This is a genomic window from Pseudomonas sp. Emmai (genome assembly GCF_055179735.1).
The window spans coordinates 5589372-5606505 of record NZ_CM143685.1; the positions used below are offsets into that span (position 1 = coordinate 5589372).

A 17134-nucleotide genomic window follows, 5' to 3' on the forward strand; every position below is an offset into this window, starting at 1 on the left:
TTCGCCGAAAATTCGAATTTCTCAATTAAGAGAACTCACAAATTTTACCTTAGCCTGATCCGTTACCAGTGAAAGTAACGTTCAGTCTATCTTTCTATCACATACCCAAATTTTTAAAGAACGATCTAATCAAAGACTAGAAATCAACATTCATCACCGTCTTGGTGGAATGCTCATTTCTAAGCTTTCAACAATCAGAAGCAGTAGTGGTGGAGCCAAACGGGATCGAACCGTTGACCTCCTGCGTGCAAGGCAGGCGCTCTCCCAGCTGAGCTATGGCCCCGTATTTCTACAGGCGTTTCCCACACAAGCAAAATTGGTGGGTCTGGGCAGATTCGAACTGCCGACCTCACCCTTATCAGGGGTGCGCTCTAACCAACTGAGCTACAGACCCAATTTCGGGCTGCTTCTTTATCGTCTTCTTCAATGAATCAAGCAATTCGTGTGGGAACTTATGGAGCAGCTGATGTCGTCGATTAAGGAGGTGATCCAGCCGCAGGTTCCCCTACGGCTACCTTGTTACGACTTCACCCCAGTCATGAATCACACCGTGGTAACCGTCCCCCCGAAGGTTAGACTAGCTACTTCTGGTGCAACCCACTCCCATGGTGTGACGGGCGGTGTGTACAAGGCCCGGGAACGTATTCACCGCGACATTCTGATTCGCGATTACTAGCGATTCCGACTTCACGCAGTCGAGTTGCAGACTGCGATCCGGACTACGATCGGTTTTCTGGGATTAGCTCCACCTCGCGGCTTGGCAACCCTCTGTACCGACCATTGTAGCACGTGTGTAGCCCAGGCCGTAAGGGCCATGATGACTTGACGTCATCCCCACCTTCCTCCGGTTTGTCACCGGCAGTCTCCTTAGAGTGCCCACCTTAACGTGCTGGTAACTAAGGACAAGGGTTGCGCTCGTTACGGGACTTAACCCAACATCTCACGACACGAGCTGACGACAGCCATGCAGCACCTGTCTCAATGTTCCCGAAGGCACCAATCTATCTCTAGAAAGTTCATTGGATGTCAAGGCCTGGTAAGGTTCTTCGCGTTGCTTCGAATTAAACCACATGCTCCACCGCTTGTGCGGGCCCCCGTCAATTCATTTGAGTTTTAACCTTGCGGCCGTACTCCCCAGGCGGTCAACTTAATGCGTTAGCTGCGCCACTAAGAGCTCAAGGCTCCCAACGGCTAGTTGACATCGTTTACGGCGTGGACTACCAGGGTATCTAATCCTGTTTGCTCCCCACGCTTTCGCACCTCAGTGTCAGTATTAGTCCAGGTGGTCGCCTTCGCCACTGGTGTTCCTTCCTATATCTACGCATTTCACCGCTACACAGGAAATTCCACCACCCTCTACCATACTCTAGCTCGACAGTTTTGAATGCAGTTCCCAGGTTGAGCCCGGGGATTTCACATCCAACTTAACGAACCACCTACGCGCGCTTTACGCCCAGTAATTCCGATTAACGCTTGCACCCTCTGTATTACCGCGGCTGCTGGCACAGAGTTAGCCGGTGCTTATTCTGTCGGTAACGTCAAAACACTTACGTATTAGGTAAATGCCCTTCCTCCCAACTTAAAGTGCTTTACAATCCGAAGACCTTCTTCACACACGCGGCATGGCTGGATCAGGCTTTCGCCCATTGTCCAATATTCCCCACTGCTGCCTCCCGTAGGAGTCTGGACCGTGTCTCAGTTCCAGTGTGACTGATCATCCTCTCAGACCAGTTACGGATCGTCGCCTTGGTGAGCCATTACCTCACCAACTAGCTAATCCGACCTAGGCTCATCTGATAGCGCAAGGCCCGAAGGTCCCCTGCTTTCTCCCGTAGGACGTATGCGGTATTAGCGTCCGTTTCCGAGCGTTATCCCCCACTACCAGGCAGATTCCTAGGCATTACTCACCCGTCCGCCGCTCGCCACCAGGTACAAGTACCCGTGCTGCCGCTCGACTTGCATGTGTTAGGCCTGCCGCCAGCGTTCAATCTGAGCCATGATCAAACTCTTCAGTTCAAACATCTTTGGGTTTTTAAGAAACCCTAAACTTGGCTCAGCAATCGTTGGTTACATCTTTGATTTCTCGCGGAGTAACTTGTGATGCTGATAATCTTGTTGACTATCAGTCTGACTCCACAAGCACCCACACGAATTGCTTGATTCAGTTGTTAAAGAGCGGTTGGTTAAGATCTTTCGTCTCAACCGAGAGCGCGCATTCTACAGCAGCGCCAGTTACTGTCAAGCGGTTATTTTCAGAAGCTTTCAAAGTTTCCTTTGCAACTTCAACCACTTGCGCTTCCGATCTCTCGTTAGCGGGAGGCGAATTCTACAGCGTTACTCGCCGCTGTCAACACCTCTTTTGTTCCGCTTTCGACCGAGAAGATCGAACCGTCAATCGAGCCAAACCACACCGCTCAATCAACTCCTTCTGGGCTTCGATGACCTGAAGCAACTCGCTGCCGAAAACTGCGTAACTCTTTGTTTACCAAGGAGTTTTCCGTTTCGACTGCGCCGGAAGTGGGGCGAATTATAGACTTCCAGAATCTGCCGTCAAGCACTGATTTGGCTTTTCTATCAATAACTTGCAGAAAGCCGAAAAACGCTCGTCTTTGCCTTCTATATAGAAAGAGAAACCGCGCCCTCTATATAGAAGAGAACCTTAAAACCCTCAACATCTCGGAAACAGGTGCAAAACGCATCCAGACTCAAGCCCCGCTTCAGGAAGCGATTGAGAGCCGAAAAGGGAATTCAGAGTAGAAGGAGCCGAGCTTGAAATGAAGGTGGTGTCCCAGGGCAGGTTCGAACTGCCAACCTTCCCCTTAGGAGGGGGATGCTCTATCCAATTGAGCTACTGAGACACAAATCGCTCGCGAGAACCGCAGCGCGATGGACGGCGAGCATGTTAACGGGCAGACCCACGTTTGTCATGTCGTCCTTAGGCTTTTTAAGTGTAGGCAAATGCCTCATACCCCAAAGGCATCGTCTGCCGTGCAAATTGCATCACATCAAAACGCCATCTTTGCAAATTGCACTGATACCTTTCTGCTATTGAGGACCAATCCATTGTTTTTAAAGGATTTAATAGCCGTTAGACTCTTGGCATGCTGACTGCTTTAGCTATTCTCCAAGAACAATGGAGGACAACCCCATGAACGGCGCCCTATTACTCTCGAATGCGATCGCCTTAGCCTTGCTGGCTGGCCTTCAATTGATCCCCGAGGGTAACGCTGAGGTGGTTGCCCAGCGCATGCCCCACTACCTCCAACTGCAGAAAGCGCCCCAACTGGCAGTCATGAGTGACCAGCACGTATTTGTAAATCAGGAAATGAGCCAAGAGAGCTCTGCTCCACAGAAGCCAGATTCCGAACGATTGATCTTTTGACTTTCCCTACCAGGAGCACCGCATGTCCAAATCAGCCACAGGATTTTTTATCCTGGCCTTGTTGAGTGGCATCCTTCATCTATCCCTGGATCAGGACGCATTGCTCACCCCACCCTTGATTGCCTGCGGCGTCTTTGGCTCATTGTTCGTGCTAGCATTGATCGCCGGACGTCGAATCAAATTTGATCCGGTTTTACGCTAAGCCGCAGCATACTCAGAAGATTGGAAACCGTGGCAGCCAGGTCGCCGGAGTTATCGAGTCGAAAGATTTGCGTATCGCTGATCGAGTCATCACCTGCGAATAACTGGTTACGCCGAAGCCTGGCGTCAATATCCTCCAGGCTCTCTCGCGCCCGGCGCACCAACCGCTCGCGCAACACACCATCCTTGACCGTCAACAACACCGGCAGCATTGTCGGATAACGCTCCAGCGCAATAGATAGATACCCTCGAGAGCCATTGACCAAAACGTGGCGCCCATTTTTGAGCCATTGATCGATTTCGACGGGAATACCGTAATCCAGGCCATTGGCGCGCCAGAAGAGCGAGAAGCCACCCTCCTCCTTGCGCCGCTCGAACTCCTCAGGAGTAACCCCTTCGGCATCCTCGCCCGCGGATTCGGCTGAACGCGTGATGACCCGCCGCACCACTTCGCAACCCAGCGCCTGCAACGGCCCTCGCGCCGCTTCGATGAGACTGTCTTTACCTGAACCTGATGGCCCCATCAGATAAATCAATCTGCCATCCATCCTGAAATCACCCCGCACTACAGGTTCGCCTCTAGTAAATCGGCCATTTGCCACTATCCTATACAAGGTAAGGAACGATGATCGAATCCGCATAGCATGCACCTTCAGGCGTCCGAGGACACCACCTGCCGGGCAACAGGACGCGGTGAGAGATACGGACCAGGGCAAACTTTTCAAACCAGTCCGCATTTCTGATAATTGGTGCTGGCATAACGCCTTTATCCAGTTCAATATTTGTCACAGAATTGACGCCAATGAACTGGCTACTTTGAGGCATGATGCGAGCCTCTATCAATTCAGGTTGAACATTTGGCCAGAGTGCTTGTCCTATCAGACATCCTGCGGCCAATCCCGAGAACCGCTCCCCTGAACTAACCGGTTAAATATATGCGCCCATTGAAACAGGCAATTTATTCCAGCCGTACGGCTGACAAGTTTGTCGTACGTCTGCCAGACGGAATGCGTGAGCGCATTGCCGAGGTGGCTCGCAATCATCATCGCAGCATGAACTCCGAAATCATTGCGCGCCTTGAGCAGAGTCTTATTCAAGAAGGTGCACTGGGCGAAGAGCTGAGCATGCGCCTGGACAGCCCGGAGCTGTCGTTGCACGAACGCGAACTGTTGCAACGCTTCCGCCAACTCTCCCACCGTCAGCAAAACGCTCTTGTTTCGCTGATCGCCCATGACGCTGAAATGGCCGCAGACGCGTCCTGATCCACCCAAAAAATTCAAGCCAGCATAATCGCTGGCTTTTTTTTGTCTGGAATTCGAGGCATTAAAAAGCCCGCCAATTTGGCGGGCTTCAGAGATGCGAATCAAAGCAGGAAGATTGTGGCCAACCCAAGGAAGATGAAGAACCCGCCACTGTCGGTCATGGCAGTGATCATCACACTGGCCCCCATGGCCGGGTCGCGCCCCAGGCGCGCCAGGGTCATGGGAATCAATACCCCCATTAACGCCGCCAGCAACAGGTTAAGCGTCATCGCTGCAGTCATCACGACGCCAAGGGACCAGCTGCCATAGAGCAGATAGGCGACGACACCAATCACCCCGCCCCAGACCAGGCCATTGATCAAACCTACTGCAAGCTCTTTGCGCATCAAGCGGGACGTATTGCCGGTACTGACCTGATCCAGCGCCATAGCCCGAACGATCATGGTAATCGTCTGGTTACCCGAGTTGCCCCCAATGCCTGCCACGATCGGCATCAATGCAGCGAGCGCTACCAGCTTTTCGATGGAGCCTTCGAACAGACCAATTACCCGCGAGGCTACAAACGCAGTCACCAGGTTAACCGCCAACCAAGACCAGCGGTTACGCAGGGATTTCCAGACTGACGCAAAGATGTCTTCCTCTTCGCGCAGACCCGCCATGTTGAGAACTTCGTTTTCGCTCTCTTCACGAATCAGGTCGACCATTTCATCGATGGTCAGACGGCCGATCAGTTTGCCGTTCTTGTCGACCACCGGCGCAGAGATCAAGTCGTAACGCTCAAACGCCTGAGCGGCATCGTAGGCGTCTTCGTCCGGATGGAAACTGACCGGATCACTGGCCATGACTTCGGAAACCTGTTTATCCGGATCATTCACCAGCAAGCGCTTGATGGGCAGCACACCCTTGAGCACGCCGTCGTAGTCGACCACGAACAACTTGTCGGTGTGCCCCGGCAACTCCTTGAGACGACGCAGATAACGCAGAACCACTTCGAGACTGACATCCTCACGGATAGTCACCATCTCGAAGTCCATCAGCGCACCGACCTGCTCCTCGTCATAGGACAATGCGGAGCGAACGCGCTCACGCTGTTGACCATCAAGGGTTTCCATCAGCTCATGGACGACGTCTCGCGGCAGCTCGGAAGCCAGGTCAGCAAGTTCGTCGGCATCCATGTCCTTGGCCGCCGCCAGGAGCTCGTGATCGTCCATGTCGGCGATCAGCGTTTCACGAACCGAATCGGATACTTCGAGAAGGATGTCGCCGTCACGATCAGCCTTGACCAATTGCCAGAGCGTCAGACGATCGTCCAGCGGCAAGGCTTCAAGGATGTAGGCAACGTCAGCGGAGTGCAGATCATCGAGCTTGCGTTGCAGCTCGACGAGGTTTTGGCGGTGAACCAGGTTCTCGACCCGGTCGTGATGCGGACCTTCCTGGCGATGAGTCAGGTCTTCGACCACTCGCTGACGCTGCAACAGCTCAACGACTTGAGCGAGGCGGTCCTGCAAGCTTTCCTGCGTTTTCTTTACTTCAACTTCAGACATAGGCGAACTCCACTCCCAGCAGCGGGGCACGCCGGAAGGATCAATCAGTCAATTCATGATTGGAAAAACGGGGTACTGAGTAACTACTGGGTAAGTCCATGGAAGTTTTCCATAAGCCCCGGCGGGGCTGACGGGCGCAATGATACACCGCCTGACGGTTTAAAACGTTAAAAAATCGCGGCTGAAACAAGCGCTTGCAAGACAAACCTGAGCGCTGTCTTCAGACATCAATTGCGACGACTTATCCTGAAAAGAAAACACAAGGCATTCGAAAAAAGTAGCAGCTACCCTTCAGATGGAACGTCATGGAGGACGCCGAATGCCATCGAACACATACCTGCTCTTGCTGACTACCCTGCTCTGCCTGCCAATCAAGCTGCTTGCTGCGACCGTTCACCGATGCGAGGCACCTGACGGAGGCATCACCTTTACTACGATGAGCTGCAAGACCAATGAGAGCCTTTCACTCCATACCGCTCGCCCCTTCATGCCAGGCACCACCTACGCGATCATGCCCGAAGCCACCACCCAGCAACCTCCAGGTGCGAATGCAAAAAGAAGAGAACCGACCATCGTCGGCCAATTAGAGGACAAATGTGGAAACCTGATCAACGCCAAGCAACGTCGAGAAGCGATCATCAATCAACGGGTGATTGCCGGCATGACTCAGCAGGACGTCGAAAGCGCCCTCGGCAAGCCGGACAAAATCAGTATTCGCAACTCGGCCACGAGCTACCGCTATGACCTCAAGCGAGGTCGCAGCGCACATATCGAGTTCGACGAGAAAGGATGCGTCAAGGGAAAAGCCAAATCCCAGACGGCAAAAAGCCCGCGTTAAACGCAGGCTTTTTGGTGTTTGGTGCACTCGACAGGATTCGAACCTGTGACCGCTCGGTTCGTAGCCGAGTACTCTATCCAGCTGAGCTACGAGTGCATTTTGTGTTTTTAAACCAGACCACAACTGGCTGAAGCAAAGTTGCTCGCATTACTGCCAACAACTCTTAAATGGTGCACTCGACAGGATTCGAACCTGTGACCGCTCGGTTCGTAGCCGAGTACTCTATCCAGCTGAGCTACGAGTGCATTTGTTGCCGCGCATTATAGGCCGTCTAATCTCTATGTCAAACACTTTTTCTAGTAATTTCAACAACTTACCGAAGAAGCCAGATTACAACGTACTACGCAAATAATGGCGGAGAACGGGGGATTCGAACCCCCGACACCCTTTTGAGGTGTACTCCCTTAGCAGGGGAGCGCCTTCGGCCACTCGGCCAGCTCTCCGCAACACGGGGCGTATCTTAACCAACCTTTTCCCCGTTTGCAAACATAAAAAACGATAAAAATTAATGGCTTGGTTCGTCGTCCTTCTCTTTCTTGATCCGCAAGTAGATTTCCTCGCGGTGAACAGCAACCTCTTTAGGCGCGTTAACGCCAATACGCACTTGATTTCCTTTGACGCCGAGCACGGTCACAGTGATTTCGCCATCACCAATAATCAGGCTTTCTGCGCACCGACGAGTCAGAATCAGCATACCTTTCTCCTCACGCATTACAGTTCAGGGACAACAGTCTGCAAAAAAAAGGCACTCGACCTACAACCGGAACGATCGCAGCCCTACATGCCTGAGTATTGACCAGCGCGAGCAAAAGAACAGAGTCCTGGGTCGCGCTATTCAAAAAAGACGAAGGGCGCGGTCAGACCGCGCCCTTCGGTAAACGCATCACTCGCCCTGACGGGCAGGCGCGTCCAGTTCGAAAGCCGTGTGCAGAGCGCGCACAGCCAGTTCCAGGTACTTCTCTTCGATCACCACGGAGACTTTGATTTCCGAGGTCGAGATCATCTGGATGTTGATGCTTTCCTTGGCCAGGGATTCGAACATGCGGCTGGCCACGCCTGCGTGAGAACGCATGCCGACGCCGACGATCGAGACCTTGGCGATCTTGATGTCACCCACGACCTCACGGGCACCGATCTCGCGAGCGGTGTTTTCCAGCACGGTTTGCGCGGCCTGGAAGTCGTTGCGGTGCACGGTGAAGGTGAAGTCGGTGGTGTTATCGTGCGCAACGTTCTGCACAATCATGTCGACTTCGATGTTCGCGCCGCTGATCGGCCCAAGAATCTTGAACGCAACACCCGGGGTGTCTGGCACGCCACGGATGGTCAGCTTGGCTTCATCGCGATTGAAAGCGATGCCGGAAATGATCGGCTGTTCCATGGTTTCCTCTTCATCAATAGTAATGAGGGTGCCCGGACCCTCCTTGAAGCTGTGCAGTACGCGCAGCGGAACGTTGTACTTGCCGGCGAATTCCACCGCACGGATCTGCAACACCTTGGAACCGAGGCTGGCCATTTCCAGCATCTCTTCGAAGGTAATCTTGTCCAGGCGCTGAGCCACGGAGACCACGCGTGGATCGGTGGTGTAAACGCCATCCACATCGGTGTAGATCTGGCACTCATCAGCCTTCAAGGCCGCTGCCAGCGCCACGCCGGTGGTGTCGGAACCGCCACGACCGAGGGTGGTGATGTTGCCGTGCTCGTCGACGCCCTGGAAACCGGCGACAACCACCACGCGACCAGCCTTCAAGTCACCGCGAATCTTCTGATCGTCAATCTGCAAGATACGCGCTTTATTGTGCGCGCTGTCCGTCAGAATCCGTACCTGATTGCCGGTGTAGGACACCGCTGGCACGCCGCGCTTGATCAGCGCCATGGCCAACAGGGCAATCGTTACCTGCTCGCCGGTGGAGACAATCACATCCAGCTCACGGGGAACGGGTTGATTGTCGCCACTGATTTGCTTGGCCAGATCGATCAGACGGTTGGTCTCGCCGCTCATTGCAGACAGCACAACCACCAGGTCATCGCCGGCATCGCGGAATTTCTTAACCTTGTCGGCAACCTGCTCGATTCTCTCGACGGTGCCGACCGAGGTGCCTCCAAATTTCTGTACGATCAAAGCCATTTCAAAGCCGCCTCTGCCCATGAAGGGCGCCCAATAATCACTCAAACAGTTGCCGGACCCGCCACTAGACCGCGCGTCCGGCCAACCGCCTTATAAACCCTGCTCTACAAATGGAACGGTCAGGGCCAATGCCGCGTCCAGTGCGCCGGCGTCTACACCACCGCCTTGCGCCATGTCCGGACGACCACCACCCTTCCCGCCCACTGCCGCAGCAGCTTGCTTCATCAAATCACCGGCTTTGAGTTGGCCAGTCAGGTCCTTGGTTACGCCTGCAACCAGAACGACCTTTTCCTCATGGACACTGCCGAGCAGGATCACTGCGCGGCCGAGTTTGTTTTTCAATTGATCGACCAGCGCCAGCAGCGCCTTGCCATCCTGACCGTCCAGACGCACGGCCAGCACTTTCACGCCTTTGACGTCCAGCGCGGAAGCCGACAGATCGTCGCCCGCCGCACTGGCAGCCTTGGCTTGCAACTGCTCGAGTTGCTTCTCCAGCAGACGGTTGCGCTCCAGCACAGCCGACAGCTTGTCGATCAGGTTGTCGCGGCTACCCTTGACCAGGTTGGCCGCTTCCTTGAGTTGTTCTTCGGCAGCGTTCAAGTATGCCAGCGCCGCGGCGCCGGTAACTGCTTCGATACGACGCACGCCGGAAGCCACACCACCTTCGCTGATGATTTTCAGCAGGCCGATGTCGCCGGTACGGTTGGCGTGGATACCGCCGCACAGCTCGACGGAGAAATCACCGCCCATGCTCAGCACGCGCACGTTGTCGCCGTACTTCTCGCCAAACAGCGCCATGGCGCCCTTTTTCTTGGCGGTTTCAATGTCGGTTTCTTCGGTTTCAACCGCAGAGTTCTTGCGAATCTCGGCGTTGACGATGTCTTCCAGCGCCTTCAACTGCTCAGGCTTGATGGCTTCGAAGTGGCTGAAGTCAAAACGCAGGCGCTGACTGTCGACCAATGAGCCTTTCTGCTGAACGTGTTCGCCCAGCACCTGACGCAATGCCGCGTGCAGCAAGTGCGTGGCCGAGTGGTTCAGTGAGGTGGCGTGACGCACGTCGGCATCGACATGCGTCTCTACCGGCGCTCCGATGGTCAGGCTGCCCAACACTGCCACACCGTGGTGCAGGAAAGCACCACCAGTCTTGGTGGTGTCGCGCACGTCAAAACGACTGCTGCCGACTTGCAGGTAACCGCAATCGCCAATCTGGCCGCCGGATTCAGCGTAGAACGGCGTCTGATTGAGAACGATCACGCCCTCTTCGCCTTCACTCAAGACGTCGACCGACTGCCCATCTTTATAGATGGCGACAATTTTCGCCGAACCGCTGGTGGCCTTGTAGCCGGTGAACTCGGTCGCCACATCAACCTTGACCAAGGTGTTGTAGTCCAGACCGAACGAGCTGGCCGAACGCGCACGCACGCGCTGGGCTTCCATTTCGCGCTCGAAGCCGACTTCATCGACGGTCAGGTTGCGTTCGCGAGCGATGTCAGCGGTCAGGTCCATCGGGAAACCGTAGGTGTCGTACAGCTTGAACACCACGTCGCCCGGCACCACGGTGCCTTTGAGTTCCAGCAGATCCTGCTCGAGAATCTTCAGGCCGTGCTCCAGGGTCTTGGAGAACTGCTCTTCTTCAGCCTTGAGCACGCGCTCGATGTTGGATTGTTGCTGTTTGAGTTCCGGGAAGGCTTCGCCCATCTCGGCCACCAGTGCGGCAACGATCTTGTAGAAGAAGCTGCCGGTCGCGCCCAGCTTGTTACCGTGACGGCACGCGCGACGGATGATCCGGCGCAGTACATAGCCGCGACCTTCGTTGGACGGCAACACGCCGTCGGCAATCAGGAAACCGCAGGAACGGATGTGGTCGGACACCACTTTCAGCGACGACTGATCGTCATTGCTGCAACCGATCGCCTGGGCCGATGCGCTCAACAGGTTCTTGAACAGGTCGATTTCGTAGTTGGAGTGAACGTGCTGCATCACCGCACTGATCCGCTCCAGGCCCATGCCGGTGTCTACCGACGGCGCTGGCAACGGATGTAACACGCCGTCGGCGGTGCGGTTGAACTGCATGAACACGTTGTTCCAGATCTCGATGTAACGGTCACCGTCTTCTTCCGGCGAGCCCGGTGGGCCGCCCCAGATGTGGTCGCCGTGATCGTAGAAAATCTCGGTGCAAGGACCACACGGACCGGTATCGCCCATGGTCCAGAAGTTATCGGACGCGTACGGCGCGCCTTTGTTGTCGCCGATGCGGATCATGCGCTCGACAGGCACACCGATCTGTTTGGTCCAGATGTCATAGGCCTCGTCATCCGAGGCGTAGACCGTTACCCAGAGTTTTTCCTTGGGCAGCTTCAGGACGTCGGTCAGGAAGGTCCAGGCGTAGGTGATCGCGTCCTGCTTGAAGTAGTCACCGAAGCTGAAGTTACCCAGCATTTCGAAGAATGTGTGGTGACGAGCGGTATAACCGACGTTTTCCAGGTCACTGTTCTTGCCACCGGCGCGCACGCACTTCTGGCTGCTGGTCGCACGGGTGTACGCACGTTTTTCCTGGCCCAGGAAGCAGTCCTTGAACTGGTTCATCCCCGCGTTAGTGAACAGCAGGGTTGGGTCGTTGCCCGGAATCAAAGAGCTGGAGGCTACACGGGTGTGGCCTTGCTCTTCGAAGAAGCGAAGGAAGGCTTCACGGATTTCTGCGCTTTTCATTAGGTTCTTCCACGGAGGCTGCGGCCAAAGGCCTGTGCAAAACGTCAACAGACGAAGCGACGGCAAAGGGCCGCATTATATCGGCCCTGCGCGCGGGGTACAGCGTGTTTATACGATAGAAACGGTCAATTGGACGGCTAACGCTGTCAGTTGCGCGAAAACTCGACGAATGTAGCGATCACCTGCTCGATTTGCGCGCGGTTGACGTCCATGTGCGTGACCATCCGCAGACGCCCGGCAGCGCTCAGCTTGATCCCGCGCTCGCCCGCGAATGCCTTGATCGCTTCAGCCTTGTCGCCCATGGCGACGTACACCATGTTGGTCTGCACCGGTTCCACCTCATAACCGGCCTCGCGCAGGCCTTCGGCCAGGAACTGCGCATTGGCGTGGTCGTCGGCCAGGCGTTGAACGTTATGGTCCAAAGCATACAGGCCTGCCGCCGCCAAAAGACCGGACTGGCGCATGCCACCGCCGACCATTTTGCGCAGGCGACGGGCCTTGGCGATGAACTCGACCGAGCCGAGCAACACCGACCCAACGGGCGCGCCCAGCCCTTTGGACAGGCACACCGAAACCGAATCGAAGTGTTGCGTGATTTCCCGGGCATCCACACCCAGTTTGACTGCGGCGTTGTAGAGGCGCGCGCCGTCCAGGTGCAGGGCCAAACCGTGTTCACGGGTGAAGCTGCGCGCACGGGCCAGATACTCCAGCGGCAGGACCTTGCCCTGCATGGTGTTTTCCAGCGCCAGTAAACGAGTACGAGCGAAATGGAAGTCGTCGGGTTTGATCGCCGCGGCAACCTGAGCCAGGTCCAGCGAACCATCGGCCTGCACTTCCAGCGGCTGCGGCTGGATCGAGCCGAGTACCGCCGCACCGCCACCTTCGTACTTATAGGTGTGGGCCTGCTGGCCAACGATGTATTCCTCACCGCGCTCGCAATGGGCCATCAAACCCAGCAGGTTACTCATGGTGCCGGTGGGGACGAACAGCGCGGCGGCGAAACCCAGGCGTTTTGCCAGTTCGGCTTCCAGGTGATTGACCGTCGGATCTTCGCCATAAACGTCATCACCGGTGGCCGCGCTGGCCATGGCGTCGAGCATTCCCTGGGACGGCTGGGTGACGGTGTCGCTGCGAAGATCGATAACGCTCATGAATCTGGCCTCGGTAAGCAGGGGAAAGTCCCTTTCAAGATCGAAGTACTGCGGGCATGCCGACGATTAATCAACCCTTGGGCGTAGAAAAGGCGCTTTGTGCCTTCGAAAAACTCGATATCAATCATCAGAAAGCAGCAATGCGCACGTAGGAAATATGTGTTAAAAACGCTTCGCCGCCAAATATTCTGGCGGCAAAACGTTCTCAGGGCGGGGTGCAACTCCCCACCGGCGGTAATTGCGCGCAATGCGCATAGCCCGCGAGCGCTTGGCGACAGCACGGCTTCGGCGGTGAATGGCGACAAGGTCAGCAGACCCGGTGTGATCCCGGGGCCGACGGTCATAGTCCGGATGAAGAGAGAACGGGATTGGCGCCAAAGGGCCGCTTGCACGCATTGTTGCGAGCACGCGTACCCTTAAATCCCATTCGATTCATAAGCCCTGTTTTTCACACAAACAGGAACCAGAACATGCAACCCACCGCAATCGACAGCAAAAGCAAAAACCATCACGGCGAGCGCGTCGCGTTCATCCAGGCCTGCTGGCACAAGGAAATCGTCGACCAGAGCCGTAAAGGCTTCCTCGCCGAAATGATTGCCCAGGGCTATCAGGAATCGGACATCGATTTCTTCGAAGTCGGCGGCGCCTTTGAAATCCCGTTGCACGCCAAGCTGCTGGCCAAGTCCGGTCGTTATGCCGGCATCGTTGCCGCCGGCCTGGTGGTGGATGGCGGAATCTACCGTCACGAATTCGTCGCCCAATCGGTGATCAGCGGCCTGATGCAGGTGCAGCTGGAAACCGAAGTCCCGGTGTTCTCGGTAGTCCTTACCCCACACCACTTCCACTCCGGCGAAGAACATCAGAAGTTCTTCTTCGAGCATTTCGTGCATAAAGGCCAGGAAGCGGCGAAGACGTGTGCGGATACGCTGCACAAGACGCGGGCGTTGCGTCGTAGCGAGCCACGGGCGGTAGCGGTCTAGTCAGCGTTGAATGATCGTTCCCACGCTCTGCGTGGGAATGCATCAATGGACGCTCTGCGTCCGCTTTGGAACGTGGAGCGTCCCGGGCGGCATTCCCAAGCGTAGCGTGGGAACGATCAGGGCGCAGGAATCAGGCGAGGTTTTCGTCGCTGGTCGGCACGATCAGGATGCCGGCACGCAGGCCGTTCTTCACCTTGGGGTTCGGGAAGATGATCCGGGCACCCTTCTCTTCGATGATCCAGCGGGTCTGGGCGATGTCTTCGGCCAGTACGTAACCCACTTCCAATTCCGAAAAGTTCTCGATGTCCGCTGGCAGGTTCAAGCGGAAGCTGTCGCTGTGCTTGATGATTTCCCGCGCCACGCTGAACAGCTGCAAACCGTCCAGGGTCGCTTCAGCCACGGGCGGCTCGTTGCCTTCGATGATCTGCTTGAGACGGGTTTCCAGCAGATCGACATTGACCCCGGCGTTCTGCCCGAATGGCCGGGCCTTGCCCAATTCAAGGGTGAAAGCCTCGGCACCGAGTTTGTCGTAGGTGTAGGAACTGAACACGATGGATGGCTTGTTCTGCAACAGCACCGCGTCCATGCCGGCAGCGCGCAGGCGCGCCAGTTCCAGGCGCGAGTGCTGGCGACCTTCTTTCCACGGGTACAACGCGAATTGTTCGATCTTCGAGCCACGAATCGCCGTGTGCAGGTCGTAGTGCAGACGGTCACGGTCCGGCAGGCTGAAGAAACTCGCCGCCAGCCGTTCCAGTTCACAGGCGCGCAGGGCTTCGGAACCGCTGCTTTGCTCGTGACGGCCGTTGAACAGCCGATTGACGTCCTGCTCGATGTAACGCTCGCCGCGGCGGATCGCCTCGGGATTGCCGAACAGGAACAGAATACGTGCGCGCGGTTTAAGGTCGCCGCGGGCGATGTCATGCAACAGCCGATCGAGCAACTCGATCGGCGCTGTTTCGTTGCCGTGGATACCGGCCGATAACAGCAGGTCCAGGCCATTGTCGCGCGCTTCAGGTGGCCGGACTTCCAGCGCACCTTCGCTCAACCAGCGCATGCGCACGCCTTCGACAGTCAGTTGAGTCTTCTCCGCCGGTTCGCGGCCGGCGAGGGTCAGTTCAAGCAGTTTGCCGAGGGCGAGCATAGAGCGATTTCCTTAGTGGTCGTGTGCGCAATCCGGGCCGTGCACGTGGTCTTCGTCACCGACTTCGGCCGGTTCCATTTCCAGTTGCAGACTTACCAGATTAGTCGCCAATGGGCGCAGCAGCAGGTTTGCGTATTCGGCATCGCCCTCTTCGACGTCCACGCCAATCAGCAATTGGCCGCGACCGTCTTGCTGGATCCACAGCTCTTTGCCTTGCCACAGGACCGCGACGCGGGTGCAGGACGTTTCCAGTTGCGTGCCGTCGGTGTCTTCAAGGATCAGCTGCAGGGTATCGCTCATGTTTTTTTACGCTCTCGTTGGGAGATAAAAGCGGCGCGCCCCTTACAAGAGCCCGCCAGCCCTTAATTGATCTGGAATGGATAAACCGCGCCCAGTTTAAGGATTTGCGTCAATTCATCCAGTGCCGTCCGGCATTCAAGCAGCAATTGCGGGTCCGCCAGATCGTTTTCGGTCATGCGGTCGCGGTAGTGCTTGTCGACCCATTCGGTCAGCGTGCCGTACAACGGTGCCGTCATGATAACCCCTGGATTGACCGCCGCCAGTTCGGTTTCGTTGAGTGCGACGCGAAGTCTCAGGCAAGCCGGGCCACCGCCGTTCTGCATGCTCTGTTTCAAATCGAAGACTTTGACTTCGCGGATCAGCCCGCCGGAGCTGGTCAAACCTTGCAGGTACTGCCAGACGCGCTCGTTGCCACGGCATTCTTCCGGCACGATCAAGAGCATCGAGCCGTCAGGACGCGACAGAAGCTGGCTATTGAACAGGTAGGACCGAACCGCGTCTTCCACGGTAACCGCGGAACGCGGAACACACACAGACTGAAATTTCCCACCGACCTTGGCGAGTTTTCCGGAAAGCTCGGCCAGCATCTGTTCGGTGTCGAGGAACGCGTCCTCGTGATAGAACAAGACTTCGCCATTGCCCACGGCAATCACGTCGTTGTGGAACACGCCCTGATCGATTACTGATGGGTTCTGCTGCGCGTAAACCACGCCGTCATCGCTCAAGCCGTGCAAACGCGCTACGGCCTGGGACGCTTCGAGGGTCTGGCGCGCCGGGTATTTCTGCGGTGCCGGGTAGCGGTTGTCGAAAGCGCTGCGACCGAACACGAAGAACTCGACGCCCGCCTCGCCGTACTCACGGCAGAAACGGGTGTGGTTGGCCGCGCCTTCGTCACCGAACTGCGCCACGGCCGGCAAGGCGGCGTGGTGCGCGAAGTGTTTCTGGTCAGCGAACATCGCGCCCAGCACGCGGCTGGTAGTCGGGTGTTCGATGCTGCGGTGGTATTTGCAATTGAGGTTGGCGGCGGTGAAATGCACCCGGCCATCAGCAGTGTCCGCACTCGGGCTGACCGTGGCGGCGTTGGCAACCCACATGCTCGACGCCGAGCAACTGGCGACCAGCAGCGGCATGGCTTCTTTGGCAGCCCGCTCGATCACTTGGGCGTCGGTGCCGCTGAAACCCAAACGGCGCAATGCAGCGACATCCGGGCGTTCTTGCGGTGCCAGTACGCCTTGTTGAAAGCCCATTTCCATCAGGGCTTTCATTTTTGCCAGGCCTTGCAACGCCGCTTCCTTCGGGTTCGAAGACTGCTGGCTGTTGCTCTGGGACGCGACGTTGCCGTAGGACAGGCCGCCGTAGTTATGGGTCGGCCCCACTAGACCGTCAAAATTGACTTCATAGGATTTCATCAGCGAGGCTCCACGAGAATCTGTTTTTATAGGCATCTGGTAACAATTCAGTAAGACCGCGTCGCGGCGTTCGCGGGCAAGCCTTGCTCCTA

The 17134-nt window shown here is 56.3% G+C and carries 14 protein-coding genes, 6 tRNA genes, 1 rRNA gene and 1 riboswitch; of the genes, 5 read left to right on the top strand and 16 right to left on the bottom strand.

The annotated features are described in order from the left end of the window. Positions 1–207 precede the first annotated feature (207 nt). The 4 genes from ACY4LX_RS25655 to ACY4LX_RS25670 form a co-directional block, all read right to left on the bottom strand. Positions 208–283, bottom strand: a tRNA-Ala gene (locus ACY4LX_RS25655). A gap of 34 nt (positions 284–317) precedes the next feature. Further along, positions 318–394, bottom strand: a tRNA-Ile gene (locus tag ACY4LX_RS25660). Between the two features lie 83 nt (positions 395–477). Beyond that, positions 478–2016: ribosomal RNA gene (locus tag ACY4LX_RS25665) — 16S ribosomal RNA — on the bottom strand. Positions 2017–2781: 765 nt separating this feature from the next. Continuing rightward, a tRNA-Arg gene (locus ACY4LX_RS25670) sits at positions 2782–2858 on the bottom strand. 290 nt (positions 2859–3148) lie between these two features. On the opposite strand from ACY4LX_RS25670, the gene ACY4LX_RS25675 reads away from it, so the two are divergent. Both ACY4LX_RS25675 and ACY4LX_RS25680 read left to right on the top strand, forming a co-directional pair. Beyond that, positions 3149–3382: a hypothetical protein gene (locus ACY4LX_RS25675; protein WP_463258221.1), complete on the top strand. Its 234-nt coding sequence runs from the start codon at positions 3149–3151 to the stop codon at positions 3380–3382. Between the two features lie 22 nt (positions 3383–3404). Further along, on the top strand, positions 3405–3584 hold the full coding sequence (locus tag ACY4LX_RS25680) for a PA3371 family protein (protein WP_149657758.1): 180 nt from the start codon (positions 3405–3407) through the stop codon (positions 3582–3584). Here the strand turns inward: ACY4LX_RS25680 and phnN are convergent. Next, the gene (phnN, locus tag ACY4LX_RS25685; protein ID WP_463258222.1) at positions 3559–4131 is read right to left on the bottom strand and encodes a phosphonate metabolism protein/1,5-bisphosphokinase (PRPP-forming) PhnN; all 573 of its coding nucleotides are present in this window, start codon (positions 4129–4131) and stop codon (positions 3559–3561) included. The two genes, ACY4LX_RS25680 and phnN, sit on opposite strands and share 26 nt — an antisense overlap. Positions 4132–4518: 387 nt before the next feature. On the opposite strand from phnN, the gene ACY4LX_RS25690 reads away from it, so the two are divergent. After that, positions 4519–4845, top strand: coding sequence for an Arc family DNA-binding protein (locus tag ACY4LX_RS25690; protein ID WP_003178899.1), 327 nt, complete (start codon positions 4519–4521; stop codon positions 4843–4845). A gap of 101 nt (positions 4846–4946) precedes the next feature. On the opposite strand, the gene mgtE is transcribed toward ACY4LX_RS25690, so the two are convergent. Next, entirely contained in the window at positions 4947–6389 is a 1443-nt protein-coding gene (mgtE, locus tag ACY4LX_RS25695) for a magnesium transporter (protein ID WP_149657762.1), read from the bottom strand. Between the two features lie 319 nt (positions 6390–6708). On the opposite strand from mgtE, the gene ACY4LX_RS25700 reads away from it, so the two are divergent. Next, complete coding sequence (locus tag ACY4LX_RS25700) at positions 6709–7227, top strand: cell envelope protein SmpA (protein WP_463258223.1); 519 nt, start codon at positions 6709–6711, stop codon at positions 7225–7227. A 19-nt stretch (positions 7228–7246) separates the two neighbouring features. On the opposite strand, the gene ACY4LX_RS25705 is transcribed toward ACY4LX_RS25700, so the two are convergent. From ACY4LX_RS25705 to ltaE, 7 genes are all read right to left on the bottom strand, one after another. Beyond that, positions 7247–7323: transfer RNA gene (locus tag ACY4LX_RS25705), tRNA-Arg, on the bottom strand. Between the two features lie 72 nt (positions 7324–7395). Then, positions 7396–7472: transfer RNA gene (locus ACY4LX_RS25710), tRNA-Arg, on the bottom strand. Positions 7473–7579: 107 nt separating this feature from the next. Further along, a tRNA-Ser gene (locus ACY4LX_RS25715) sits at positions 7580–7670 on the bottom strand. Between the two features lie 62 nt (positions 7671–7732). After that, positions 7733–7921 carry a carbon storage regulator CsrA gene (gene csrA / locus ACY4LX_RS25720; RefSeq protein ID WP_003178872.1) on the bottom strand — a complete coding sequence of 63 codons (189 nt, stop codon included), beginning with the start codon at positions 7919–7921 and terminating at the stop codon, positions 7733–7735. Positions 7922–8110: 189 nt separating this feature from the next. Continuing rightward, on the bottom strand, positions 8111–9352 hold the full coding sequence (locus ACY4LX_RS25725; protein ID WP_123407338.1) for an aspartate kinase: 1242 nt from the start codon (positions 9350–9352) through the stop codon (positions 8111–8113). Positions 9353–9442: 90 nt separating this feature from the next. Then, positions 9443–12061 carry an alanine--tRNA ligase gene (alaS, locus tag ACY4LX_RS25730; protein WP_149657764.1) on the bottom strand — a complete coding sequence of 873 codons (2619 nt, stop codon included), beginning with the start codon at positions 12059–12061 and terminating at the stop codon, positions 9443–9445. A gap of 146 nt (positions 12062–12207) precedes the next feature. Beyond that, positions 12208–13212 carry a low-specificity L-threonine aldolase gene (gene ltaE / locus ACY4LX_RS25735; RefSeq protein WP_463258224.1) on the bottom strand — a complete coding sequence of 335 codons (1005 nt, stop codon included), beginning with the start codon at positions 13210–13212 and terminating at the stop codon, positions 12208–12210. Positions 13213–13409: 197 nt separating this feature from the next. Then, positions 13410–13580: riboswitch (FMN riboswitch) on the top strand. Between the two features lie 102 nt (positions 13581–13682). Between ltaE and ACY4LX_RS25740 the strand changes: the two genes are divergently transcribed. Beyond that, positions 13683–14192, top strand: a complete 510-nt coding sequence (locus tag ACY4LX_RS25740) for a 6,7-dimethyl-8-ribityllumazine synthase (protein WP_149657767.1) — start codon at positions 13683–13685, stop codon at positions 14190–14192. Positions 14193–14322: 130 nt separating this feature from the next. Here ACY4LX_RS25740 and astE read toward each other — a convergent pair whose 3' ends face one another. The 3 genes from astE to astB all read right to left on the bottom strand — a co-directional run bounded on the left by astE (position 14323) and on the right by astB (position 17042). After that, positions 14323–15333, bottom strand: a complete 1011-nt coding sequence (astE, locus tag ACY4LX_RS25745; RefSeq protein ID WP_149657769.1) for a succinylglutamate desuccinylase — start codon at positions 15331–15333, stop codon at positions 14323–14325. 12 nt (positions 15334–15345) lie between these two features. After that, on the bottom strand, positions 15346–15633 hold the full coding sequence (locus ACY4LX_RS25750) for a hypothetical protein (protein ID WP_010457234.1): 288 nt from the start codon (positions 15631–15633) through the stop codon (positions 15346–15348). Between the two features lie 62 nt (positions 15634–15695). Then, positions 15696–17042, bottom strand: coding sequence for an N-succinylarginine dihydrolase (gene astB, locus ACY4LX_RS25755; protein WP_149657770.1), 1347 nt, complete (start codon positions 17040–17042; stop codon positions 15696–15698). Positions 17043–17134: the final 92 nt, after the last annotated feature.

What these genes read in the sequence shown, in the direction of transcription:
- astE (WP_149657769.1), bottom strand. Translation starts at nt 15,333, where the DNA reads ATGCTCGCCCTCGGCAAACTGCTTGAACTGACCCTCGCCGGCCGCGAA.
- ACY4LX_RS25725 (WP_123407338.1), bottom strand. Translation starts at nt 9,352, where the DNA reads ATGGCTTTGATCGTACAGAAATTTGGAGGCACCTCGGTCGGCACCGTC.
- ACY4LX_RS25675 (WP_463258221.1), top strand. Translation starts at nt 3,149, where the DNA reads ATGAACGGCGCCCTATTACTCTCGAATGCGATCGCCTTAGCCTTGCTG.
- phnN (WP_463258222.1), bottom strand. Translation starts at nt 4,131, where the DNA reads ATGGATGGCAGATTGATTTATCTGATGGGGCCATCAGGTTCAGGTAAA.
- alaS (WP_149657764.1), bottom strand. Translation starts at nt 12,061, where the DNA reads ATGAAAAGCGCAGAAATCCGTGAAGCCTTCCTTCGCTTCTTCGAAGAG.
- csrA (WP_003178872.1), bottom strand. Translation starts at nt 7,921, where the DNA reads ATGCTGATTCTGACTCGTCGGTGCGCAGAAAGCCTGATTATTGGTGAT.
- mgtE (WP_149657762.1), bottom strand. Translation starts at nt 6,389, where the DNA reads ATGTCTGAAGTTGAAGTAAAGAAAACGCAGGAAAGCTTGCAGGACCGC.
- ACY4LX_RS25680 (WP_149657758.1), top strand. Translation starts at nt 3,405, where the DNA reads ATGTCCAAATCAGCCACAGGATTTTTTATCCTGGCCTTGTTGAGTGGC.
- ACY4LX_RS25690 (WP_003178899.1), top strand. Translation starts at nt 4,519, where the DNA reads ATGCGCCCATTGAAACAGGCAATTTATTCCAGCCGTACGGCTGACAAG.
- ACY4LX_RS25750 (WP_010457234.1), bottom strand. Translation starts at nt 15,633, where the DNA reads ATGAGCGATACCCTGCAGCTGATCCTTGAAGACACCGACGGCACGCAA.
- ltaE (WP_463258224.1), bottom strand. Translation starts at nt 13,212, where the DNA reads ATGAGCGTTATCGATCTTCGCAGCGACACCGTCACCCAGCCGTCCCAG.
- ACY4LX_RS25700 (WP_463258223.1), top strand. Translation starts at nt 6,709, where the DNA reads ATGCCATCGAACACATACCTGCTCTTGCTGACTACCCTGCTCTGCCTG.
- astB (WP_149657770.1), bottom strand. Translation starts at nt 17,042, where the DNA reads ATGAAATCCTATGAAGTCAATTTTGACGGTCTAGTGGGGCCGACCCAT.
- ACY4LX_RS25740 (WP_149657767.1), top strand. Translation starts at nt 13,683, where the DNA reads ATGCAACCCACCGCAATCGACAGCAAAAGCAAAAACCATCACGGCGAG.